Here is a 23,316-nt window from a genome sequence, read left to right as displayed (position 1 = left end):
GCAGCCCCGTGGCACGGGCGGCCGTGGACGTGACAAGGGCCCGGCGGAGGAACCGCCGGGCCCTTGTCACGTCAGCGGATCACACCGGCACGCGGTCGCCCTCGCCCCGGGGCGACGGCGCCGCCGCCACCGCCTCCGGCGTTTCGTCGTGGGTCAGGTCCGGCATGCGGTGCAGCCACTTCGGCAGGTACCAGTTGCGCTCACCCAGCAGAGACATCACCGCCGGCAGCAGCACCCCCCGGATGATCGTCGCGTCGATCAGCACAGCCGCCGCCAGACCGACCCCCATCTGCTTCATCGACTGCATCGACAGCGTCCCGAAGATCCCGAACACGGCGACCATGATGATCGCGGCGCTGGTGACCACACCCGCCGTGGTGACCACACCGTGCTGGACGGCGTCCCGCGTCGACCGCCCCCGCAGCCGCGCCTCACGGATCCGGGAGACCACGAACACGTGGTAGTCCGTCGACAGACCGAACAGGATCACGAACAGGAACAGCGGCAGCCACGTGATGATCGCGCCGACCCCCTCCGCCCCCACCAGGGACGCGCCCCACCCGTGCTGGAACACCGCCACGAGAATCCCGTACGCCGCCCCCACCGACAGCAGGTTCAGCACGATCGAGGTGATCGCGACCGTCAGCGAGCGGAACGACAGCAGCATCACCAGGAAGGCGAAGACCACCACGAACGCGAAGACCGGGACCACGGAGCCGACCAGTTGGTCGTTGAAGTCCTTGTTCCCGGCGACCTGCCCGGTGATCGGCGCCTCGAGACCGTCGACCTCGCCGAGCGTGGCCGGCCGTACCTCGTCACGCAGCGTCTCCAGGCTCTCGCCCGCCTTGTCCTGGTCGGAGCCGCCCACCAGCGGGACGTAGACGAACGCGACGTTCTGCTGGTCGTGCAGCTTGATCTCGACCGGCCCGCGCGAGGCCCCCGAGCTCACCGCCCGCTCACGGAACTCGGCGAGCGCGGCCTTCACCTCGGGCGCGTTGATGTCGTCGGCCTCGACGACCACCTCGGCCGGCTCGGAGCCGCCGGGGAATGCGTCGTTGACCCGGTTGTACGTCTGCACGATCGGCAGCGAGTCACCGAACTCCTGGTCGAGGGTGAGGTTCTGCGTCTTCATCCCGATCGCGGGAGCGGCCACCGCGAGCAGAGCGCCCGTGGCCACCACGGCGGCGAGCACCGGCTTGGCGAGCACCCGCTTCAGTACCGCGTTCCAGAACCGGCTCTCCGTGCTGCCGCTCGTGCGCCGCCGGCGCAGGAACGGCATGCGGCCCTTCTCGACCCGCTCGCCCAGCAGTGACAGCAGCGCGGGCAACACGGTGACGGAACCGACCATGGCGACGGCCACGACCATCAGCGAGGCCAGCCCCATCGCCTCGAACTCGGCGAGACCGGTGAACAGCATGCCCGCCATGGCGACACACACCGTGACACCGGAGACGACGATCGCGCGGCCACTGGTCGCGGCGGCGATCCGCAGCGCCGTCCCGGCGTCCCGTCCGGCCGCCCGCTCCTCACGCTCACGGCGCAGATAGAACAGGCAGTAGTCGACGCCGACGGCCAGGCCGACCAGCAGCATCACCGAGTTCGCGGTGTCGCTCATCGGCTGGAGGTGGCTGACCAGGCCCATCAGACCCATCGTCGCCATGATCGCGGTGATCGCCAGCGCCACCGGCAGCAGCGCCGCCACCAGCGCGCCGAACGCGATCAGCAGGATGCCGAGGGCGACCGGCACCGCGGAGTACTCGGCCTTCTTGAAGTCGTCGCCGAACGCGTCGTCGAACGTCTTCATCATGCTGGCGCCGCCGATCTCCTCGATCCGCAGCGACTCGTGGTCCTTCTGGACGCCCGCGACCGCGTCCAGCACCGGCTCGACCCGCTCACCGGCGGTGTCCGAGTCGCCGCGCACATCGAACTGGACCAGCGCGCTGCGCCCGTCCTTGGAGATGGTGTCGCTCTCGTACGGCGAGGTGACGTCCGTGACCTCGCCGGTCTTCTCCACGGCCGCGACGACCGCGTCGACCGCCGACCTGAACGCGGCGTCCGTGGCCTTCGGACCGCTGTCGTCCTTCGCCTGGATCAGTACGGTCTCACTGGCCGGCTCCTCGATGCCGGCGTCCTCGATGATGCGGGCGGCGGTGTGGGTCTCACCCTTGAGCTGATCGCTGTCGCCGACGTCGACCCGGCCCGCGGCCGAACCGAGTCCCATCGCCAGCACGACGAACAGCACCCAGATGCCGACGGCCGCCCAGCGGTGCCGGGCGCTCCAGCCGCCGGCCCGTGCGGCGAGGCCCCGCACCCGTGATTCTCCGTTCCCCATGACGGGCTCGCTCCCTCGTGTTCGGCAGCGACCCCCTGCCGCCACCTGACCTTTCGAAGGTATGGGCCGGATAAGCCCAGCTCGTCGTGCTGTCCGGTGAAGCCGACAGCGCCGGCCTCATCCGATCGGAGTTCACCTCCTCCCCACTGGGGAGGACAGCGGGCCCCTACATGTATCCGGGATGTCGGGGGCGACGATCAGGGTGCGCGTCACCCCCACGGGGTACACCGGCCGTCCTAGGGTGGGCGGCATGGAGACGAGATACGCGGCGCTGCTGCGCGGGATCAATGTGGGCGGCAGCAGGAAAGTCCCGATGGCCGAACTGCGCACCCTGATGGAAGGCCTCGGCCATCAGGGGGTGCGCACCCATCTGCAGAGCGGGCAGGCGGTGTTCACCTCGGAGCAGGGCGACGAGGGGTCACTGGCCGACGGGTTGGCGGCGGCGATCGAGCGGCACTTCGGCTTCGCCGTGGACGTGATCGTGCGCGACCACGCCTATCTGAGCGCCGTGGTCGAGCAATGCCCGTTCCCGGCAGCCGAGTTGGAGCCCAAGCAGCTCCACGTCACCTACTTCTCGACCCCGGTCGACCCCGACCGCTTCGCCGAGATCGACCAACAGGCCTACCTGCCCGAGGAGTTCCGCCTGGGCGACCGCGCCCTCTACCTCTGCGCCCCCGAAGGTCTCGGCCGCTCCAAACTCGCCGTACACCTCTCCAAGCCCCGCCTCAACAAGGGCGTCATCGCCACCAGCCGCAACTGGAACACCGTACGCAAACTGGCGGAGCTCACCGATGGCTGACACCGGGCGGGCCGGCGCCTGTGCTGCCGGCAGGGCACGCCGTTCCGCACCCCCCGACCGGTCAGGCGCCCACCGCGGCCAGTACCGGCACCCGTGCCGCGTCGTAGCGGTCCAGCAGGAGCCGGGCCACCTCCGGGGACGGGCCGAGGACGTCCGCGAGGACGTCCGCGTCCGCCGCCCCCCGGGCGATCCGGTCCGGGAGGAAGCCCGGGGCCAGGACGTACGGGGCGACGGCGACGCGTGCGCAGCCGAGCGCGCGGAGTTCGCGTACCGCCTGCTCGGTGCGGGGCAGGGATGCGGAGGCGAACGCAGGCCGCACGGCGCACCAACCGGTGTGCCGCCACTCCCGCGCGATTGCTGCGATCACTGCGATCGCCTCCGGGTCGGAGGACCCCGCCGAGGCCAGGACGACCCCGGTCGAGGACTTGTCGGCGGGCGTGAGGCCCGCCTCGTACAGCCGCCGCTCCAGGGCGGTGAGCAGCAGCGGGGAGGGGCCCAGCACCTCGGCCTGCCGGATCCGCAGCCGCGGCGGCGCCTCCGCCAGCACCGCCGGGATGTCCGCCTTGGCGTGGAAGGCGCGGGTCAGCAGCAACGGGAGGGCGACCACATCACGGACGCCCTCCGCGTCCAGGGACTCCAGCACCCCTGTGACGGACGGGATGTTGAAGTCCAGGAACCCGGTCTCCACGCGCAGCCCGGGCCGCAGCGCCCGCACCCGCCGCACCAGGGCGTGCACGGTCGCGGCGTGCCGCGGATCGCGGCTGCCGTGGGCGACGACGAGAAGTACCGGACGGCGCATGATGCCCCTCAGCTCCCTCAGTTCCCTCAGCTCTTCACCAGCAGACCGCGGCTGCGCAGCACCCACCGCTCGAGCGGGCTGAAGATCAGCAGATCGATGGCGATACCGACGGTCAGGATCAGCAGGATGGCCTCGAAGACCATGGCCATGTCGCTGGCGTTGCGGCCGTTCTCCAGCAGCTGGCCGAGGCCCACACCGAGGTCCGGGAACGAGGCGATGATCTCCGCGGCCATCAGCGAACGCCAGGAGAACGCCCAGCCCTGCTTCAGTCCCGCCACATAGCCCGGCAGCGCGGCCGGCAGCACGATGTGCCACGTGCCCTTCAGCCCCGTCGCGCCGAGCGTCCGCCCGGCCCGCAGGAACAGCGGGGGCACCTGGTCGACGCCCGAGACCAGGCCGTTGGCGATCGAGGGGACCGCGCCGAGCAGGATGACGGCGTACATCATCTGGTTGTTCAGACCCAGCCAGATCACCGCCGGCGGCACCCACGCCACCGACGGCAGCGACTGCAGACCGGACAGGATCGGCCCGATCGCCGCGCGCACGAACTTCACCCGCGCCACCAGCAGCCCCAGCGGGGTGCCGATCAGCAGCGCGAAGAAGAAGCCCAGCAGACCGCGCGACACACTGGTCCAGATGTAGCCGAGCAGGTCGCCCCGCAGCCACGCGTCCCGGACGACGTCCCACACCGCGCCCGGTGAGGGCAGCTTGGTCGGATCGTCGACGATCTTGAAGGAGACCAGGGCCTGCCACACCGCCAGCACCAGCGCGATGGCGATGACCGGCGGCAGGATCTTCTCCACGAAGGTCTGCCGGAACGGCTTGCGGCCGGTCTGCACCGTCTCCAGTGCGTCGAGCCCCGCCTCCAGACCGGCGAGGTCGCCCCCGTCCCGGTCCTTCGCGGTCGTCTCAGTGCTGGCCATGACGGCGGATCTCCCCCCGGAGCTCTTCGGTGATCTCTACGGACAGTTCCGCCACGGCGGTGTCCTCGATACGGCGCGGATGCGGGATGCCGACCGTCCACTCGCGGGCGATCCGCCCCGGACGGGAGGACAGCAGCACCACCCGCTGCGCGAGCCGCACGGCCTCGCGCACGTTGTGCGTGACGAACAGGACGGACAGCCGCGTCTCACGCCAGATCCGGGTCAGTTCGTCGTGCAGCACGTCCCGCGTGATCGCGTCCAGCGCCGCGAACGGCTCGTCCATCAGCAGCAGCCGGCTGTCCTGGGCGATCGCCCGCGCCAGCGCCACCCGCTGGCGCATACCGCCGGACAGCTCGTGCACCCGCTTGCCGTACGCGCCCTTCAGCCGCACGAGCTCGAGCAACTCCTCGGCCCGCTCACGGCGTTCGTTCTTCTGAACTCCCCGCAGTTTCAGGGCGAGTTCGATGTTTTTGCCCGCGGTCAGCCACGGGAACAGGGCATGCTCCTGGAACATCAGGGCCGGCCGGCCGTCCGTGCCGATCGTGCCGGCCGACGGCCGGTCGAGCCCCGCGACCAGGTTGAGCAGCGTGGACTTGCCGCAGCCCGAGGCACCCAGGAGGGTGACGAACTCACCGGGCGCGACATCGAGGCTGATGTCGTCCAGCACGAGCTGCTGTCCGGCGGGGCCCGCGAACGACTTCGAGACATGCTCGATCCGGGCGGCGTGCGTGGCCGCCAGGGTGCCGTCGGCGGCCTTGGCGAGGGTCGTGGCCATGGTCGTCACCTCCTGGGAACTCATCGGAATCCGGGCTTACTTGACGCCGAGACCGGCGTCGTCGACGGCCGGTTCACCGGCGGCCTTCAGGACCTTGTTGAGCAGCGTGAGGTCGTAGATGCCGTCGAGGTCCGGCTGTTCCAGCAGACCGGCCTTCACGGCGTGCTCCGCCTGCGAGTCGAGGGTCGCGGCCAGCGGGTCGTCGATGAACCTGATCGACTTCCACGCCGGGTCGAGCACCTCGACGGGCAGCGCCTTGCCGGAGTCGGCCTCCAACTGCTTGTTGGCGACTGCCTTCGCCTCGTCCGGGTTGGCGTTGATCCACCTGTTCGCCTCGACGGACGCCTTCAGTACCGCCTCGACGGCCTTCGGATGGTCCTTCAGGAACTGTTGGCGCACGATGATGTTCGTGATCACGAACTTCTCGTCCGGCCACAGCGTCGCCTCGTCCAGCAGCACCTTGCCGCCCTGCGCGACCAGCTTCGCGGCGGTCGGCTCCGGTACCCAGGCGCCGTCGACCGACCCGGCCTTGAACGCGTCCGGGGTGACCTTGTTGTCGCTGCGGACGACCGTGACATCGCCCTTGCCGCTCTGCGCGTCGACCTTCCAGCCCTGCTCGGCCACCCAGTTGAGGAACGCCACGTCCTGGGTGTTGCCGAGCTGCGGGGTGGCGATCCGCTTGCCCTTGACGTCCTTCAGGGACTTGATCCTGTCCGGGTTCACCACGAGGCTCACCCCGCCGGACGCCGAACCGGAGATGATGCGCAGGTTCTTGCCGCCGGACTTGGTGTAGCCGTTGACGGACGGCGACGGGCCGATGAAGCCGATGTCGATGGAACCCGAGTTGAGCGCCTCGATCTCCGACGGCCCCGCGTTGAAGACGGCGTACTTCGCCCGGGTGGCGCCGAGTTCCTTCTGGAACAGGCCCTTCTGATGGCCCACCAGGGCGGTGCCGTGGGTGAGGTTGCCGAAGTAGCCGATCCTGACGGAGTCGAGTCCGTCGATCTTCTTCGCCCCGGCGGCGACCTTCGCGGAGTCGTCGTCCTCGGCCTGGGATCCGTAGCCGCAGGCGGCCAGGGTGAGCAGTGGCAGCGCGGCTATCACCGCGAGGGTACGGCGCAGGGCGGTTGTTGCAGGCACGGGAGGTGGTCCTCTCGGAGGCCCGGCGGTCACGGTCCTGGTCTGATCAGGCCGTGGCCGGGAGGTCGGCAGGTTTTCGTCTACGGCGGTGGGGGGTGAGGGCGCGCATGCGGTGCGCGTACGTCAGCGCACACATCGGTCGACCCCGCCCTGCCCGCTGCCGAGGGTGCCGCTGCCGACGCGGCCGCCCTCCTTCGCGAACTCGGAGTAGAAATCGGGGGAGTTCATGCTCAGAAGTCCCACCGGTCGTCCTCGGCCGCGTCCTTGACGGGCTCCGGTGCGGCGAACGACTCACCGACCATGCCGGCGGTGAGCGTGGTGCCGTCGCTGGGGTCGATCAGGATGAACGAACCGGTGCGCCGCGAGTCCGCGTAGGAGTCGGCGGGCAGCGGCTCGGCGGTACGGATCTTCACCCGGCCGATGTCGTTGGCGTTCAGCGTGCCCGGGTGCGGGTGCAGCGACAGGTCGTCCAGCGTCAGCCGGGACGGGATGTCCTTCACGATCGCCTTGACGGTGCGGGTGCCGTGCTTGAGCAGCACCCGGTGGCCGACGGTCAGCGGCTGGTCGGCGACATGGCAGACGGTGGCCTCGACGTCCTGCGTGGTGGCCGGCGCGTCCTTGCTGGGGACGAGGAGGTCGCCGCGGGAGATGTCGATGTCGTCGGCGAGCAGCAGGGTCACCGACTGCGGGGTCCAGGCCGCCTCGACCGGCTCGCCCAGCAGATCGATCCCCGTGACCGTCGTCGTCCGCCCGGACGGCAGCACGGTCACCGGGTCACCCACCCGGAAGGTGCCGGCGGCGATCTGGCCCGCGTAGCCGCGGTAGTCGGGGTGCTCGGCGCTCTGCGGCCGGATCACGTACTGCACGGGCAGCCGGGCGTGGCAGTGCGCCAGGTCGTGGCTGACCGGGACGGTCTCCAGGTGCTCCAGCACGGTCGGCCCGCCGTACCAGTCCATGTGCGCGGACGGCTCCACCACGTTGTCCCCGACCAGTGCGGAGATCGGGATCGCGGTGACCTCGGGGACGCCCAGCTCGGTCGCGTACGCCGTGAACTCCTCGGCGATCCTGGCGAACACCGGCTCCCGGTAGTCGACCAGGTCCATCTTGTTGACGGCGAGGACGACGTGCGGGACGCGCAGCAGGGCGGCGATCGCCGCGTGCCGGCGGGTCTGCTCGACGACACCGTTGCGGGCGTCGACGAGGATCACCGTCAGCTCGGCCGTGGAGGCGCCGGTGACCATGTTCCGCGTGTACTGCACATGGCCGGGCGTGTCGGCGAGGATGAACCGGCGCCGGGGCGTGGCGAAGTAGCGGTACGCCACGTCGATGGTGATGCCCTGCTCCCGCTCGGCCCGCAGTCCGTCGGTCAGCAGGGCGAGGTCGGGCGCCTCCTGGCCCCGGTTCGCCGACGCCCGCTCCACGGCCTCCAGCTGGTCGGTGAGGACCGACTTGGAGTCGTGCAGCAGCCGGCCCACCAGGGTGGACTTGCCGTCGTCGACGGAACCGGCGGTGGCGAACCGCAGCAGCGTGGTGGCCGCGAGCTCCTCGGTGGTGATGGTGCTCATGTCTAGAAGTACCCCTCGCGCTTGCGGTCTTCCATCGCGGCCTCGGAGAGCTTGTCGTCGGCGCGGGTGGCACCGCGCTCGGTGAGCCGGGAGGCGGCGATCTCGGTGATCACCTTCTCGATGGTGTCGGCGTCGGAGTCCACCGCGCCGGTGCAGGACATGTCGCCCACGGTGCGGTAGCGCACCAGCCGCTTCTCGACGCTCTCGCCGTCCTTCGGGCCGCCCCACTCACCGGCGGTCAGCCACATGCCGGCACGGCTGAACACCTCCCGCTCGTGCGCGTAGTAGATCTGCGGGAGCTCGATGCGCTCGCGGGCGATGTACTGCCACACGTCCAGCTCGGTCCAGTTGGACAGCGGGAACACCCGCACGTGCTCACCGGGCGCGTGCCGGCCGTTGTACAGGTTCCACAGCTCGGGCCGCTGACGGCGCGGGTCCCACTGGGAGAACTCGTCGCGCAGGGAGAACACCCGCTCCTTCGCGCGGGCCTTCTCCTCGTCGCGGCGCCCGCCGCCGAACACGGCGTCGAACCGCTCGCTCTGGATCTTCTCGGTGAGCGGCACGGTCTGCAGCGGGTTGCGGGTGCCGTCCGGACGCTCCTTGAGCGCCCCGCGGTCGATGTAGTCCTGCACGGAGGCGACATGCAGCCGCAGTCCGTGCCGCGCGACCGTACGGTCCCGGTAGTCGAGGACCTCGGGGAAGTTGTGCCCGGTGTCCACGTGCAGCAGCGAGAACGGCACCGGCGCGGGCGCGAACGCCTTCAGCGCCAGATGCAGCATGAGGATGGAGTCCTTGCCGCCGGAGAAGAGGATCACCGGCTTCTCGAACTCGCCCGCCACCTCGCGGAAGATGTGCACGGCCTCGGACTCGAGGGCGTCCAGGTGGGAGAGGGCGTACGGGCTGTCCGTGCCCTCCTTCACGGTGGCGACGGTCGTCATGCCAGTCCCCTTTCGCTGAGCGCCGCGTACACGGACGCCGCGGACTCCTGCACGGTCTGGTTCTGGGACTCGATCCGCAGATCGGGGGTCTCGGGCTCCTCGTACGGGTCGTCCACACCGGTCAGCCCGGTGAGTTCGCCCGCGGCCTGCTTGGCGTACAGACCCTTCACGTCGCGCACGGAGCACACCTCGACCGGGGTCGCCACATGCACCTCGACGTACGGCGTGCCGTTCGCCTCGTGCCGCTTGCGGACCGCGTCCCGGCTGTCCGCGTACGGGGCGATGACCGGGACGAGCGCGATGACGCCGTTGCGGGCGAGCAGTTCGGCGACGAAGCCGATGCGCTGCACGTTGGTGTGCCGGTCCTCTCGGCCGAAGCCGAGGCCCGCGGAGAGGAACTCGCGGATCTCGTCGCCGTCGAGCACCTCGACCCGGCTGCCCCGCTCGCGCAGTCGGCCGGCCAGCTCGTGGGCGATGGTGGTCTTGCCCGCGCTCGGCAGACCCGTGAGCCAGACGGTGGCTCCGGTCGTCACGTGATTCTCCTGGATCTCTGTGGTCGTCGTCATGTCAGCCGTGCAGCCCGCACTCGGTCTTGGCGCGGCCCGCCCAGCGTCCGGCGCGGGCGTCCTCGCCCTCCAGCACCCGGCGGGTGCAGGGGGCACAGCCCACGGAGGCGTAGCCGTCCATCAGCAGCGGATTCGTGAGCACGCCGTGCTCGTCGACGTACGCCTGCACGTCCTCCTGAGACCAGGCGGCGATGGGGGAGATCTTCACCTTGCGGCGCTTCTCGTCCCAGCCGACGACCGGGGTGTTCGCCCGGGTGGGGGACTCGTCGCGGCGCAGGCCGGTCGCCCAGGCCGTGTAGCCCTTCAGCCCCTCCTCCAGCGGCCGCACCTTGCGTAGCTTGCAGCACAGGTCGGGGTCGCGGTCGTGCAGCCTCGGGCCGTACTCCGCGTCCTGCTCGGCGACCGACTGCCGCGGGGTCAGCGTGATGAGGTTGACGTCCATCACGGCCTCCACGGCGTCCCGGGTGCCGATGGTCTCCGGGAAGTGGTAGCCGGTGTCGAGGAACACGACGTCGACGCCGGGCATGGCGCGGGAGGCGAGGTGGGCGACCACCGCGTCCTCCATCGAGGAGGTCACACAGAACCGCCTGCCGAAGGTCTCGGCGGCCCACCGCAGGATCTCCAGGGCGGAGGCGTCCTCCAGGTCCCGGCCCGCCCGCTCGGCCAGCGCCTTCAACTCCTCGGTGGTGCGCTCTTCCTGAACCGCCGTCATGCCCGGTCCCCTCCCGTGTCGGATCGCTCGAACCCGCGGGCCAGCAGCCCCGCGAACTTCAGCTGGAAGCCCCGGTTGCACGCACCGCATTCCCAGGCTCCATGGCCCTGCTCGCCCGGACGCAGGTCCTCGTCCCCGCAGTAGGGGCAGTAGAACGGCGCCGCGCGCTCGCTCACGACAGGGCCTCCTCGGAAGCCCGCCCGACCCAGGCCGCGAAGCGCTCGCCGTCCTCGCGCTCCGCCTGGAAGCGCTGCAGCACCCGCTCGATGTAGTCGGGCAGTTCGTCCGACGTCACCTTCAGACCACGTACCTTGCGCCCGAACGACGGCTCCAGGCCGAGCGCGCCGCCCAGGTGCACCTGGTAGCCGCCGACCTGCTTGCCCTCGTCGTCGGTGACCAGCTGGCCCTTGAGACCGATGTCCGCGGTCTGGATGCGGGCGCAGGCGTTCGGGCAGCCGTTGATGTTGATGGTGAGCGGCTCGTCGAAGCCCGGGAGCCGGCGCTCGAGTTCGTCGATGAGGTCGCTGCCGCGTTCCTTGGTCTCGACGATGGCGAGCTTGCAGAACTCGATGCCCGTGCAGGCCATCGTGCCGCGCCGGAACGGGGAGGGGCTGACCCTGAGGTCCAGTGCCTCCAGCCCGTCGACCAGGGAGTCGACCCGGTCCCGCGGAACGTCGAGGACGATCATCTTCTGCTCGACGGTGGTGGAGACGCGGCCCGAGCCGTGGTCCTCGGCCAGCGCGGCGACCTTGGTGAGCAGCGAGCCGTCCATCCGGCCGACGCGCGGGGCGAAACCGACGTAGAAGCGGCCGTCCTTCTGCCGGTGCACGCCGATGTGGTCGCGCCAGCGCTGCGCCGGCATCTCGACGGCGGGCCCGTCGATCAGCTTGCGGCCCAGGTACTCGTCCTCCACGACCTGGCGGAACTTCTCCGCGCCCCAGTCGGCGATCAGGAACTTCAGCCGGGCGCGGTTGCGCAGCCGCCGGTAGCCGTAGTCACGGAAGACGGACGTCACGGCCTCCCACACGTCCGGCACGTCCGCCTCGGGCACCCAGGCGCCCAGCCGCACACCGAACTTGGGGTTGGTGGACAGACCGCCGCCGACCCACAGGTCGAAGCCGGGCCCGTGCTCGGGGTGGACCACGCCGACGAAGGAGATGTCGTTGATCTCGTGGGCGACGTCGAGCAGCGGGGAGCCGGAGACGGCCGTCTTGTACTTGCGCGGCAGGTTGGAGAAGCGCGGGTCGCCGATGTAGCGGCGGGCGATCTCGTCCAGCGCCGCCGTGCCGTCGATGATCTCGTCCTCGGCGACCCCGGCGACCGGGGAGCCGAGCATGCCGCGCGGGCAGTCGCCGCACGCCTCCGTGGTGGACAGGCCGACGGACTCCAGGCGCTCCCAGATGGCGGGCACGTCCTCGATGCGCACCCAGTGGAACTGGATGTTCTGCCGGTCGGTGATGTCGGCGGTGCCGCGCGCGTACGACTCGGAGACCTCGCCGATCGCCCGCAGCTGCTCGGTGGTGAGCCGGCCGCCGGTGATGCGCACCCGCATCATGAAGTACTTGTCCTCGAGCTCCTCCGGCTCCAGCATCCCGGTACGGCCGCCGTCGATGCCCTGGCGGCGCTGGGTGTAGAGGCCCCACCAACGGAAGCGCCCGCGCAGGTCGTTGGGGTCGATGGAGTCGAAGCCGCGCTTGGAGTAGACCGTCTCAATGCGTGTCCGCACATTGAGACCGTCGTCGTCCTTCTTGAACTGCTCGGCGCCGTTGAGCGGGGTCAGGTGCCCCACGGCCCACTGTCCCTCCCCGCGGTGACGGCTCACCTTGCGGCGGGGAGTCGCGGTGGCAGGCTTCTGCGCGGCGGCAGGATTCTGCGGGGTGGCGGCCATGGTTGATATGCCCTTCGGGACAGACGGAAACGTACGGCTCTGACCTGCGCATACGTGCGCACTGAGCTGAGTGCGCGTCATTGCGCGGGGAGGGAGACGAAGAAGGGGAAGCCGGGGGTGCTGGGTGCTCTCAGCGCGCCGGACAGATGGCGCTGGACATGCGGCCGAGGTCGACGTGCCGCCGACTCACCAAGGCGATTCCAGTTCCAGACATGACGGAAGCGTGTCATGGCGTTCTGGACACAGTCCAGCATCGTCCGAGATGCGGACACCCTTGTCTCGAAGAACGAGACAAGGGTGTGCTTGGTCACAAGCGCCGCAGGCGCTCTTGTCGCTGCTGGTCAGGCGGGGTAGGCCCCGGCCCAGGGTCCGGGCGCCGGCACCTCGGGCTCGTCCTCGGCCCTGGTGTCGAACAGGGTGAAGCCGCGGCGCCGGTAGTTGTCCAGGGCGTGCTCGCCGTCCTTGCTGCAGGTGTGCAGCCACACCCGCGTGGTCGGCTTGGCCCCCGGCAGGCGCTCCGCGATGTCCCAGGCGCGGGCGGTGCCGTACGACAGCAGATGGCCGCCGATGCGCCGGCCCCGGAAGGCGGGCAGCAGCCCGAAGTAGACGATCTCGACGACCCCGTCCGCCTGGGCCTCCAGCTCCACGTACCCGGCCGGCGTCCCGCGGTCGTAGGCGACCCAGGTCTCCACCTCGGGCCGGTCCAGATGCTCCAGCCACCGCGCGTACGTCCAGCCCAGCCGGTCGGTCCAGCGGATGTCGCCGCCGACCGAGGCGTACAGGAACCGGCTGAACTCGGGGGAGGGCACCTCGGAGCGGACGACCCGCACGTCCCCGTCGGGCACGGTGGCCGGGCGGAGATCGGCGGGCGCGGTCTGCTCCAGGGACCAGGTGGTCACGGAGATGGTCGTCATGCCGGAAAGGGAACCATCCGGTACGAGCTTCTGTCGAACGCCTGTCTACTGGTCGAGGGACCGGTCCACCGACACGAGCGGCAGCGCGAACAGCATCCGGCCGGACTGGGACCACACCTCGCCGGTCTCCTGCCAGTACGACATCGCGGCCGCCGGGCCGCTCCAGCAGCGGTGCGTCTCGTCCGCGCCGCACCGGGTGGGACGGGCACCGTCCGTGTCCTGCCGCCACAGCGTGCCGCGCTCCTCCGGCGTCCCGGTCATCCGGCCCAGATACCAGCCCGCCCCGTACGACAGCACGCCGCGCACCCCGGTCAGCTCCGTCTCGTACACCCCGACCGGATCGGTGTCGATCAGCCCCGCCCGCTGCGGCTCGCCGCTGAAGTCGTACCGCCACAGCCGGGTCGGCCCGTTCTCGTCCGCGGGCATCGCCTCGTACGCGACCAGACTGTCGGGCGCGGTGCTGCGGTCCAGGGAGATACCGCCCGGCCGGGGCGCACCGGCCCCGTTCGTCCGGTAGGAGGCGACGGCCGGCAGCACGTACTTCGCCGCCCCGGCCGCCGACCAGCCGCCGGGCACCCGGCCGACCTTCGTCCCGTCCGCCGTGACCCGCTGGAACCGGTCGACGTCGTACACATACAGCGCGCTGTCGTCCGCCGGACCGGCGGTGACCAGCAATTTGTCCTGGTACCAGACCATGCCGGACACAGTGGAGCCGAGACCGCGGTAGTCACGGCCGCCGTCCACCGGAACGGCCAGCAGGGCCCAGGTGTAGCGGAGGTCGTCCGGATCGGCGGCGTCCACGAAGGCGACGCGGGCGAGCCCGTCCTCGGCCGGAGTGCCGGTGCTGCGGCTCCAGCCCGAGAGGACCACCCGGTTCTCGCCCCAGCGGCCGTCGTCGTCCGCGTCCCCGGACGTGGTGACCGCGCCGGACCGCCAGCCGTCGGTGTCCGCGCCGGGCCAGCAGTAGGCGTGCGTCGCGGCGGGTTCGACCGGCAGGGCCCGCCGGTCGTCGTCCGTACAGTCCTCCGCCCCGCCGAGCGAACCGTCGGGATCGGCGAGCAGGGAGGCGACCCCCACCGGCTTGCCCATCCCCTTCGACAGCCGGTCGAGCGCGTCACCCGGCACCGGGTGCTCGGTCAGCCGCAGCGGCGCGGTCGCGGTGGACGCGGTGAGCGGCTTCAGCGCCCCCGGGTCGTCGGCGTCGGTGGCCTGGGAGGCACTGATCATGGTGGCCGCCGCCGTCAGCGCGAGGGCGGTTCCGGCCAGCGTGGCCCGCAGCGCCCTGCCCCGCCTGCGCCGGCGGTGTCTGCCGCGATGCTTCATGATGCCCTCCCGAGGCGAGCCAACTGCGTCCGTTGGTCCGAGCGTTGACCGTGGAGCAGTTGGGGTGACCCGTACCCGGATGCTACGGCAGCCGACCCGCCCTGAAGAGGAAGACCCTGCAAATATGCGAAACAGCGACCTCCGGAGCGTGCCCCAGGGGACGTCTGTACGACTCCGGGCGGCCTTGACGGACGCCGGTCAGCAGCCCCGTACCGGCCGCCGCCGGGGGCGCAGGAACGGTGCCGTGGAGTACGGGAACAGGTCGTGGGGGTCGTCCGGAAGCAGGAGTTCCACTTCGGCGGTCTCCGTGAACCGGTAGGGGCGGTGGTCCAGGAGCGGGCCCAGATAGCGGCGTACGCGGGAGAGTTCCGCGCGGACCGTCACCGTACGGGCCGGGTCGCCGAACACGTCCCCGGCCAGGTCCGCGGCGCTGCGCCCCGCGCGGTGCACGGCCAGTAGATACAGCAACTCGGCGTGCCGGGGGCTCAGTTCCCTGGTCCAGGAGCCCGCCCCGCCGGACGCCGTCACCGACCAGCGGCGCGACGCCCGCAGGTCCAGCCCGATCCGGGTCGCGGCACGTGTCACCGGTTCGTCGGCCGCCCGCACCAGCCAGCCCCCGGCCAGCGGCTCCAGTGAGCAGCGGCCCAGCGCCGGCAGCCACCGCATCCCCGCCGACACCGACGCGGGCAGCGTCAGCCGCTCCGTGTACGGCATCCCGGTCACCGCCGCCGTCCACCCCTGCCGGTCCACCACCAGCGCCCGCCCGCCGGTCCTGGCCAGCACCGGCGCCGCCACCGCGCGCAGCCGCTCCAGGGACCGTACGTGCGTCTCCCGCAGCCGCGCCTCGGCGAGCTTGGCCACCGAGTCGACCCACGCCAGTGTGGCCGGGTGCATCGTCTCCAGCGGGCCGCTCACGTCGACCACGCCGATCAGCCGCCCGTCCCGCGGGTCCCTGATCGGTGCCCCGGCGCACGTCCACGCGGCATGCGACCGTACGAAGTGCTCGGCCGCGAACACCTGTACGGGCCGGCCCGTCACCGCCGGGGTGCCCACCCCGTTGGTGCCGACCACCTCCTCGCGCCAGTCCGCGCCGACCTCGAAGCCGATGCCGTCGGCCTTGCGCAGCACCGGGGCGCTGCCCTCCCGCCACAGCAGCCGGCCGTCCTCGTCGGCCACCACCATGATGTGGTGGGCGACGTCCGCGACGGACAGCAGGCCCTCGCGCAGTATCGGCAGCACATGCCGCAGCGCCGACGACTCGCGTCGCCGTTGCACCTCCTCGTGGGTGAGCAGTCCGCTGCGGACGCCGTGGTCCGGGTCCACGCCGCCTCGCAGCATCCGCTGCCAGGACTGACCGATCACCGGGCGGGGCGCCACCGGGGTGCGCTGCCCGGCGAGCGCGGCGGAGCGGACCTCGTCGAGCACCCGCGCCGCGCGCGTGGTGTCCACGGCGGTCAGATGCGGCACGTCCATCGGCGAGAGCGCCACCGGTCCTCCCGGGAGAAAGCTGTCGGAGCCATACTGCCGTCTGCCCACGGCGTGGGGGCTCAGTACGCGGGTCGTGCCGGGAAGTTGCAACCCCTTGCAACTCTGGATCGGTGGGTGTGGGTGTTTGAAGATTGAGTCACGCAGGGGTGGTGCCGTGTCGGCGCAGCACCACCCCTGCGGTTTGTTTTCTTGGGGTCGCGGCACGGGGTGGGGTGTGTTGTGCGCCGGCGGCTGCGGGCCGTCGGTGGCTGATCGCGCAGTTCCCCGCGCCCCTGAGGGGGCGGGTGTGGGCCCGCGCCGGAGGGCTCGCCCCTGCTCTGCCGCCGTGCGCGGTTCCCTAGGCGGCCGGGTGGGCCCGGGCTACCAGGGACTTCAGGTTCAGGGTGTGGGGGAGGGTGCCGAAGGTCGTGCCCGCGTCGCCGGAGAGGCGGGAGGCGCAGAAGGTGTCGGCCACCTCGGGTGGGGCGTGGCGGACCAGTAGGGAGGCCTGGAGGGTCAGGGTCAGGCGTTCGGCCAGGCGGCGGGCGCGGCCCTCCACGGCGTCCAGGTCGGCCAGGTCCGTCAGGAGGTTCTTGATCGCCGCGTCCAGGCGATGGTCCGCGCCGCGTGCCCGGCCGACCTCCCGGAGATAGGCGTCCAGGGCCGCCGGCTCCCGGCGCAGGGCCCGGAGCAGGTCCAGCGCCTGGACGTTTCCCGCGCCCTCCCAGATGGAGTTCAGCGGGGACTCCCGCACCAGCCGGGGCATCCCCGACTCCTCGACGTACCCGTTGCCGCCCAGGCACTCCGCCGCCTCCACCGCGAGCGGAGCGCACCGCTTGGTCACCCAGTACTTCGCCGCCGGCACGGCGATCCGCAGCAGCGCCCGCTCGCCCTCGCCGCCGTCGTCGTACGCCGCCGCCAGCCGCAGTGCCAGCGTGGTGGCCGCCTCCGACTCGAGCGCCAGATCGGCCAGTACGTTCCGCATCAGCGGCTTGTCGACGAGCTTCCCGCCGAACGCCTCCCGGTACGAGCTGTGGTGCACCGCCTGCGCCACGGCCTGCCGCATCAGCCCCGCCGAACCCAGCACACAGTCCAGCCGGGTCGCCGCCACCATCCCGATGACGGCGGACACCCCGCGCCCTTCCTCCCCGACCCGGCGCGCCCACGTCCCGGCGAACTCGACCTCGGCGGAGGCGTTGGACCGGTTGCCCAGCTTGTCCTTGAGCCGCTGGATCAGGAACACGTTGCGCGTGCCGTCCCCCAGCACGCGCGGCACCAGGAAACACGTCAGGCCGCCGGGCGCCTGCGCCAGCACCAGGAAGGCGTCGGACATCGGCGCGGAGCAGAACCACTTGTGCCCGGTCAGCTCGTACGCGCCGTCCTCCGCCAGCGGCCGCGCCGCCGTCGTGTTCGCCCGTACGTCGCTGCCGCCCTGCTTCTCCGTCATGCCCATCCCGAACAGGGCACCGGGCTTCTGCCCGGCCGGCCGCAGCGCACGGTCGTAGACCAGCGACGTCAGCCGAGGCTCCCACTCCGCGGCCAGCGCCGGATCGGTACGCAGCGCGGGGACCGCCGCATGGGTCATCGACAGCGGACAGCAGTTGCCCGCCTCGACCTGCGTCCACACCAGGAACGCCGCCGCCCGCCGCACATGCCCGCCCGGCCGGTCCCAGGCCGCCGTCAGCCCCGCCGAGACGCCCTTGCCGAGCAGCCGGTGCCAGGACGGGTGGAAGTCGACCTCGTCGATCCGGTGACCGTAGCGGTCGTGGGTGCGCAGCGCCGGGGGATTCTCGTTGGCCAGCACCCCCCACTCCTGCACCTGCGCGGACCCGGCGGTCAGGCCCAGCCCCGACAGTTCGGAGAGGCCCTCGTCCAGCACGTCCGGGTCCAGATGCCGCTCGACCGCCTCCACCAGAACCCGGTCGGCGCGGAAGACGTCGTACTGCACCAGTGGGGGAGCCTGATTGGTCACGGTGTGCGTGGTGCCTGCCATGTCCACGAACGTACCCCGCCGTACGCCGGCCTCACCCGTCGATCCGGCCTGTGGGTGAGTGCCACCTGCTACGACGGATACCTTTAGTTCGTGCAGCCAGCAAGTGAATCCCCCGACGAGCCCTCCGGCCGCCTCCACCGTGCCCGGGCCCTGTACCGGAACGTCTCCAAACGCAGGACCGCCTGGCTGCTGCTGAAAGACACCGTCAACTCGTGCATGGAGTACCGCATCCTGGGTCTGGCGGCCGAGGCGGCGTTCTTCACGCTGCTGTCGGTCCCCCCGCTGCTGCTCAGCATGATCGGCCTGCTCGGCTACGTCGACGCCTGGACCGGCGCCGACACCATCCAGAGCCTGCAGCGCAACCTCCTGGACGCCTCGCAGACGGTGCTGTCCGACCGGGGCGTGACGGAGATCGCGGAGCCGATCCTGCGGGACGTCACCAAAGGGGGCAGACCCGATGTGATCTCCCTCGGCTTCCTGATCGCCGTGTGGTCGGGCTCCCGCGCGGTGAACGTCTTCATCGAGACCATCACCGTCATGTACGGCCTCGACGGCGTCCGGGGCATCGTCAAGACGCGGCTGCTGGCGTTCCTGCTGTTCATCGTGGCGCTGGTGATCGGCTCGATCGCGCTGCCGCTGATGGTGGCGGGGCCGGACGCGGTGGTCCGGGTGGTGCCGTGGTCGACGACGCTGGTACAGATTCTGTACTGGCCGGTCGTGATCGTGCTGTCGGTCGCGTTCCTGACGACGCTGTACCACGTGTCAGTGCCGGTGCGGTCGCCGTGGATCGAGGACGTTCCGGGTGCGCTGGTGGCGCTCGCGATGTGGGTGCTGGGAAGTTTCCTCCTGCGGCTCTATCTGACGAACACGGTCGAGGGGCCGACGATCTACGGCTCGCTCGCGGCGCCGGTCGCCGTGCTGCTGTGGATCGGTGTGTCGGCGTTCGCCGTGCTGGTGGGTGCGGCGGTCAACGCGGCGATCGACCGGGTGTGGCCGGCCGCCGCGACGGCGGCGGCGCGGGAGGCGAACGAGCGGTTGCGGCAGGCGCAGGTGGCGGAGTACGTGGCCCGCACCTCCGCGGCCGGTGAGGCCGATCCCGACATGCCGTCGGAGTTTCCGGAACGGTGGTCCCGCTTCCTCCCTCCGGAGGACGTCACGGCACGCCTGCGCACCCACGCGAAGTCCCCGCACCCGCGGAACGGGGAGGGACCGAAGGAGGAGGGGAAGTAAGTCAGCCCCTCCGGCGTTTGAGGAGCGGGGTCCGGGGCGGAGCCCCGGGGTCGGGACGGGAAGGGCGGCGGGGGCGGAGACACCCACGACGTACCCTGGCCTCCGTGTACACCGAGCGGCCCTCACGACTGCCGGGCGCCGTCGTATGGACGAACACCCCGACCGGCGGCGGCAGCACCCGCGTACTCCCGGACGGCTGCATGGACCTCCTCTGGACCGAGGGCCGCCTCCTGGTGGCCGGCCCCGACACCCACGCCCACCTCACCGAAGCCACCCCCCGCACCTGGGCCGGCATCCGCTTCCACCCCGGCACCGCCCCCACCCTCCTCGGCATCCCCGCCCACGAACTGCGCGACCGCCGAGTACCCCTGACCGACCTCTGGCCACAGACGGCCGTACGCCACCTCACCGCCCGGGTGAACGCCGCACCCGACCCCGCCCGGGCCCTGGAAACCCTCGCCCTGCACCGAGCGGCGGAGACACCCCCGCCCGACCCCCTGCTCACCCACCTCGTGGCAGCCCTCGACGCGGGCCACCCCGTCGCGGCGACCGCGGACGACCTGAACCTCAGCCCCCGCCAACTCCACCGCCGCTCCCTCGCCGCCTTCGGCTACGGACCCAAGACCCTCGCCCGTATCCTCCGCATGCGCCGCGCCCTCACCCTCGCCCGCGCGGGCGTCCCCTTCGCGGAAACGGCCACCCGGACCGGCTACGCGGACCAGGCCCACCTTTCCCGTGACATCCGGGACCTGGCGGGCCTGCCCTTGACCGCCCTACTGGCCACCGGCCAGCGGCGCGAACAGGTCCACGCCGTTCCCGTCCGGGTCCAGGAGCACCGCGTACCGCTGCCCCCACACCGCGTCCCACGGCTTGAGCTCGAACCCGCTCCCCGCACCGGTCAGCTCCGCGAACAGCGAGTCGACCTCCCCGGGACTGTCACACCGCAGCGCCAGTGACGTCCGGCCCCCGCCCGACGGCGGTTCCCAGGACGGGTGGAAGGACCGGACCACCTCCTCCGTGTCCAGCAACAGCCGCAGCCCGCCGGGCAGTTCGGCTTCCACGTGTCCTTCCGTCTCGGCCCCTTCCGGGATGGCGAACCCGAGTCGCCGGTAGAACTGAACAGTGGCGGTCATATCGGAGACGACCAGCCCGATGGCATCGAATCGTGCACTCATACGGCCACCGTAGGGCCGGGCCCCTACGCCGGTCTTGAAGGAATCGGACACGCGAGCTCGGACCGGACCAGCTCGAGCAGCCGGCCGGTCCAGTTGCGGCCCCGGCCACCGCGGTCGCCCCAGAACGCGGAGTCGGAGTCGTCGTAGACGATCGTCGCGTCCCCGGTGTCGAGCAGGGCCCGGGCCGGCGACGGATGCCGGGTGAACTTGGCGCGCAGCAGCGAGGCCATGACCGCGGTCCGCCGTCGCTCCCAGTCCTCGCTCCGCTCGGCGCCGGCGGCCAGGTTCCGGGCGTGGAACGTGTTGTCGGCGGTGGCGATCTCCTCCCGCAGCGCGGGGTCGGCGACGGAGAGGGCCCAGTAGGCGTGGGCGACGGTCGGGTAGGTGACACCGTCGGCCTCTACGGGCGCCGGGTACTCGTTGCGCAGTGCCCGCGTGCCCGGATCGTCGGACGGCTTGAGCGGGTGGCTCTCGTACACGTGGATCGCGGGGGCGACGCCGGTCGCCGGACCGTCGGCCGGGACGCGCGAAGGCGCCTTCGCCCTCCACTCGGCCCGCTCCTCGAAGTAGGAGAGCGCCCAGTCGTAGTCCTCCTGCGTGATCTCCTCGTCCGGGCGGCGGTCGCCCCTCCCGCCGGGGCCGGTCACCAGGATCTGCAACGGCCAGTCCTTGTGGTCCATGTCGCCCAGCGCGTAGTGCCGCTGGGTCTCGGGAATGGCGAAGTACGCCTCGCGGGCCGCCTCCCGGTTCTCCTCGGTGCGGTCCGCCAGGAACACGTCGACCGCCGCCAGACAGCGGTCCGTGGAGTCCGGGCGCTTGTTGAGCTGGTCGATCGTGTCCCGTATCTCGGCGATCAGGAACTCGGGGGTGAGCCAGGTCCGCGGTTCGGTGAACTTCCACCGGGCCAGTTCGAAGGCGGACGCCCGCGCGCCCTCCGGGAGTTCGGTCGCGACCCAGCCGCTGCGCAGCTTCTCCTCGAACTCCTCCAGGGTGACCAGCCCCCAGCAGTCGATGAGCCCGTCCGCGTAGATGAACAGGTCGGTGAGGTGGTAGTCGCCGTTGCGGATGAAGGCGTGCCGCCAGGTTCCGGGAACGCGTATGCCGTCCGCCATGCGAGAGGTGATCCGGTTGCCGATCATCCGCCCATTCTGGAGGACCGGCCCGCCCGCCCGGCATCGGGTTTCCGCCGCCCGCCGCATAGGCTCGGCCCCATGTCCGCTCCCGCGCTTCTCGTGTACACCCGCACCACCGCCTACCGCCACGACTCCATCCCCGCCGCGGTCGCCGCCCTGCGCACCCTCGGCGACTTCACCGTCGACGTCACCGAGGACCCGGCCGCCTTCGAGGCACCGCTCGACGCGTACGCCGGCATCGTCTTCCTCTCCACCAGCGGCGACGTCCTCACCCCGGCGGGGAGGGAACGGCTCGCGGCGTACGTCGAGTCGGGCGGCGGATTCGTGGGCGTCCACGCGGCCGCCTGCACCGAGTACGACTGGCCGTACTACGGCGAACTCCTCGGCGCCCGCTTCGACAAGCACCCCGCCTTCCAGCCGGGCCGCGTCCTGACCGACGACCACGACCACCCGGCGACCGGACACCTGCCCGCCGTATGGGAGTTCATCGACGAGTGGTACGACTTCCGCACCAACCCGCGTGCGTCGGTACGGGTGTTGATATCCGCCGACGAGACGTCGTACGAGGGCGGTGGCATGGGCGCCGACCACCCGCTCGCCTGGTGCAGGGAACAGGGCGCGGGCCGCGTCTTCTACACCGCCCTCGGCCATGCCGACGAGGCCTACGACGACCCGGACTTCCGCGCCCATCTGCTCGGCGGCATCACCTGGGCCACCGAGGCCCGTTGATCACTCCTTGCAGGAGGAGTACGTGTTCACGTCCTGCGGCTCGGGACGGAAGCGGTTCTCCCAGTCACCGGGATAGGCGGCGACCAGGGCGGGCAGCTGGGCCTTCACATCGCTGGCCCACTCGTCGGTGATGTAGCGGCGCAGGGCGTCCCGCAGCTTGTCGCAGTCGGCCCGGCGGCCCTCCGGCAGCGCGATGCCGTACCGGTTGATGTTGCCGAACGACACGTCGGGCACGACCTTGACGGGCGTGGCGCTGTTCTTCTGCTGTTCCACATAGCCGTAGAGCAGCGCCTCATCGGTGAACACGGCGTCGACATCGCCCTGTTGCACCTTGCGCACACACGTCGAGTAGTCGCTCTCGGTGTGCCGGGTCGCGCCGCCGGGCAGTGCGGCGCGGAGCGCCGTCGAGCCCTCGACCGTACAGATCACCTTGTCCCCGACGTCCTTCTCGGTCGTGATGCCGTCGTAGTCCGCGCGGACCAGGAAGGCCTGCTTGGTGACGAAGTACGGTCCCACGAAGTCCACTTGCTCGTCCCGCGACGGGGTGATCGAGTAGGTGCCGATGACCAGCGCCGACGACTTCTCGACGAGTTCCTGCTCGCGTTTGGCGGACACCACGTCGTGCCATCTCGGAGAGAAGCCGAGCCGCTTGCCGAGATAGGCGGCCAGGTCCGGCTCGAAACCGCGGTCGGTGTGCTCGCTGTGCAGGTTGAACCCCGGCTGGTCGGTCTTGCCGCCGATGTAGACGGTGCCGGTGAGGGAGGACTCCTGGTCCGCCCCGTCCGCCGTCCACCCGCAGGCCGCGACGGTGAACAGCAGGGCGGCGGCCGCCGTGAGCCGCGCGCACCGGTGACCGGGGGAGCGGAGGGAGTGCGTGCGGCGCGGGGCGTGCGTCTTGGCTGTCACTGGCTCTTT

The 23,316-nt window shown here is 71.2% G+C and carries 22 protein-coding genes and 1 pseudogene; 4 read left to right on the top strand and 19 right to left on the bottom strand.

Annotated features, from left to right (window positions below):
• Positions 1–79: 79 nt before the first annotated feature.
• Positions 80–2,332, bottom strand: coding sequence for an MMPL family transporter (locus IF28_RS0101175; RefSeq protein WP_030212421.1), 2,253 nt, complete (start codon positions 2,330–2,332; stop codon positions 80–82).
• A 250-nt stretch (positions 2,333–2,582) separates the two neighbouring features.
• Here IF28_RS0101175 and IF28_RS0101170 point away from each other — a divergent pair, with 250 nt between their 5' ends.
• Positions 2,583–3,131, top strand: a complete 549-nt coding sequence (locus tag IF28_RS0101170) for a DUF1697 domain-containing protein (RefSeq protein ID WP_030212418.1) — start codon at positions 2,583–2,585, stop codon at positions 3,129–3,131.
• A 61-nt stretch (positions 3,132–3,192) separates the two neighbouring features.
• Here the strand turns inward: IF28_RS0101170 and IF28_RS0101165 are convergent, their stop codons facing one another.
• The 15 genes from IF28_RS0101165 to IF28_RS0101095 form a co-directional block, all read right to left on the bottom strand.
• Positions 3,193–3,930: a sirohydrochlorin chelatase gene (locus IF28_RS0101165; protein WP_030212415.1), complete on the bottom strand. Its 738-nt coding sequence runs from the start codon at positions 3,928–3,930 to the stop codon at positions 3,193–3,195.
• Positions 3,931–3,956: 26 nt separating this feature from the next.
• Entirely contained in the window at positions 3,957–4,853 is an 897-nt protein-coding gene (locus IF28_RS0101160; protein ID WP_030212412.1) for an ABC transporter permease, read from the bottom strand.
• On the bottom strand, positions 4,840–5,628 hold the full coding sequence (locus IF28_RS0101155) for an ABC transporter ATP-binding protein (RefSeq protein ID WP_030212410.1): 789 nt from the start codon (positions 5,626–5,628) through the stop codon (positions 4,840–4,842). Before IF28_RS0101155 ends, IF28_RS0101160 begins: the two co-directional genes overlap by 14 nt.
• Positions 5,629–5,664: 36 nt before the next feature.
• Positions 5,665–6,768 (bottom strand): aliphatic sulfonate ABC transporter substrate-binding protein, encoded by a 1,104-nt coding sequence (locus tag IF28_RS0101150; RefSeq protein ID WP_030212409.1) that lies wholly within the window; start codon positions 6,766–6,768, stop codon positions 5,665–5,667.
• A gap of 230 nt (positions 6,769–6,998) precedes the next feature.
• Positions 6,999–8,333, bottom strand: a complete 1,335-nt coding sequence (locus IF28_RS0101140; protein ID WP_030212407.1) for a sulfate adenylyltransferase subunit 1 — start codon at positions 8,331–8,333, stop codon at positions 6,999–7,001.
• A gap of 2 nt (positions 8,334–8,335) precedes the next feature.
• Complete coding sequence (gene cysD / locus IF28_RS0101135) at positions 8,336–9,271, bottom strand: sulfate adenylyltransferase subunit CysD (protein WP_030212406.1); 936 nt, start codon at positions 9,269–9,271, stop codon at positions 8,336–8,338.
• On the bottom strand, positions 9,268–9,804 hold the full coding sequence (gene cysC / locus IF28_RS0101130) for an adenylyl-sulfate kinase (protein WP_037892370.1): 537 nt from the start codon (positions 9,802–9,804) through the stop codon (positions 9,268–9,270). The genes cysD and cysC overlap by 4 nt, the downstream gene beginning before the upstream one ends.
• Before the next feature lie 34 nt (positions 9,805–9,838).
• Entirely contained in the window at positions 9,839–10,549 is a 711-nt protein-coding gene (locus IF28_RS0101125; protein ID WP_030212401.1) for a phosphoadenylyl-sulfate reductase, read from the bottom strand.
• Positions 10,546–10,725 (bottom strand): hypothetical protein, encoded by a 180-nt coding sequence (locus IF28_RS0101120; RefSeq protein WP_030212398.1) that lies wholly within the window; start codon positions 10,723–10,725, stop codon positions 10,546–10,548. The genes IF28_RS0101125 and IF28_RS0101120 overlap by 4 nt, the downstream gene beginning before the upstream one ends.
• Positions 10,722–12,437 (bottom strand): nitrite/sulfite reductase, encoded by a 1,716-nt coding sequence (locus tag IF28_RS0101115; protein WP_030212395.1) that lies wholly within the window; start codon positions 12,435–12,437, stop codon positions 10,722–10,724. The genes IF28_RS0101120 and IF28_RS0101115 overlap by 4 nt, the downstream gene beginning before the upstream one ends.
• A 130-nt stretch (positions 12,438–12,567) precedes the next feature.
• The gene (locus IF28_RS40245; protein WP_310591794.1) at positions 12,568–12,651 is read right to left on the bottom strand and encodes a putative leader peptide; all 84 of its coding nucleotides are present in this window, start codon (positions 12,649–12,651) and stop codon (positions 12,568–12,570) included.
• A gap of 127 nt (positions 12,652–12,778) precedes the next feature.
• Complete coding sequence (locus IF28_RS0101110) at positions 12,779–13,351, bottom strand: GNAT family N-acetyltransferase (RefSeq protein ID WP_030212394.1); 573 nt, start codon at positions 13,349–13,351, stop codon at positions 12,779–12,781.
• 45 nt (positions 13,352–13,396) lie between these two features.
• Positions 13,397–14,674, bottom strand: coding sequence for a hypothetical protein (locus IF28_RS0101105; RefSeq protein WP_030212393.1), 1,278 nt, complete (start codon positions 14,672–14,674; stop codon positions 13,397–13,399).
• Positions 14,675–14,872: 198 nt separating this feature from the next.
• Entirely contained in the window at positions 14,873–16,147 is a 1,275-nt protein-coding gene (locus tag IF28_RS0101100; RefSeq protein ID WP_037892368.1) for a GAF domain-containing protein, read from the bottom strand.
• Positions 16,148–16,499: 352 nt separating this feature from the next.
• On the bottom strand, positions 16,500–18,134 hold the full coding sequence (locus tag IF28_RS0101095; RefSeq protein ID WP_030212391.1) for an acyl-CoA dehydrogenase family protein: 1,635 nt from the start codon (positions 18,132–18,134) through the stop codon (positions 16,500–16,502).
• Positions 18,135–18,224: 90 nt separating this feature from the next.
• Between IF28_RS0101095 and IF28_RS0101090 the strand changes: the two genes are divergently transcribed.
• Together IF28_RS0101090 and IF28_RS0101085 are read left to right on the top strand one after the other, a co-directional pair.
• A complete protein-coding gene (locus IF28_RS0101090; RefSeq protein WP_030212383.1) occupies positions 18,225–19,364 on the top strand; it encodes a YihY/virulence factor BrkB family protein in 1,140 nt (379 codons plus the stop codon).
• A gap of 104 nt (positions 19,365–19,468) precedes the next feature.
• A pseudogene (locus IF28_RS0101085) lies at positions 19,469–20,146 on the top strand (helix-turn-helix domain-containing protein); the annotation flags it as partial.
• Here IF28_RS0101085 and IF28_RS37355 read toward each other — a convergent pair.
• Both IF28_RS37355 and IF28_RS0101080 read right to left on the bottom strand, forming a co-directional pair.
• Entirely contained in the window at positions 20,138–20,539 is a 402-nt protein-coding gene (locus tag IF28_RS37355) for a VOC family protein (protein WP_078620793.1), read from the bottom strand. The pseudogene IF28_RS0101085 and the gene IF28_RS37355 sit on opposite strands and share 9 nt — an antisense overlap.
• Before the next feature lie 23 nt (positions 20,540–20,562).
• On the bottom strand, positions 20,563–21,678 hold the full coding sequence (locus IF28_RS0101080) for an NADAR family protein (RefSeq protein ID WP_030212378.1): 1,116 nt from the start codon (positions 21,676–21,678) through the stop codon (positions 20,563–20,565).
• 72 nt (positions 21,679–21,750) lie between these two features.
• Between IF28_RS0101080 and IF28_RS0101075 the strand changes: the two genes are divergently transcribed.
• On the top strand, positions 21,751–22,401 hold the full coding sequence (locus tag IF28_RS0101075) for a ThuA domain-containing protein (protein WP_030212373.1): 651 nt from the start codon (positions 21,751–21,753) through the stop codon (positions 22,399–22,401).
• Here the strand turns inward: IF28_RS0101075 and IF28_RS0101070 are convergent, their stop codons facing one another.
• Entirely contained in the window at positions 22,402–23,307 is a 906-nt protein-coding gene (locus IF28_RS0101070) for a transporter substrate-binding domain-containing protein (RefSeq protein WP_051713559.1), read from the bottom strand.
• Positions 23,308–23,316 lie beyond the last annotated feature (9 nt).

The organism is Streptomyces sp. NRRL WC-3626, assembly GCF_000718785.1.
GTDB classification, from domain to species: Bacteria; Actinomycetota; Actinomycetes; order Streptomycetales; family Streptomycetaceae; genus Streptomyces; species Streptomyces edwardsiae.
The sequence above is the reverse complement of the archived record's forward strand: the minus strand, read 5'-3'. Positions and strand labels throughout refer to the sequence as shown.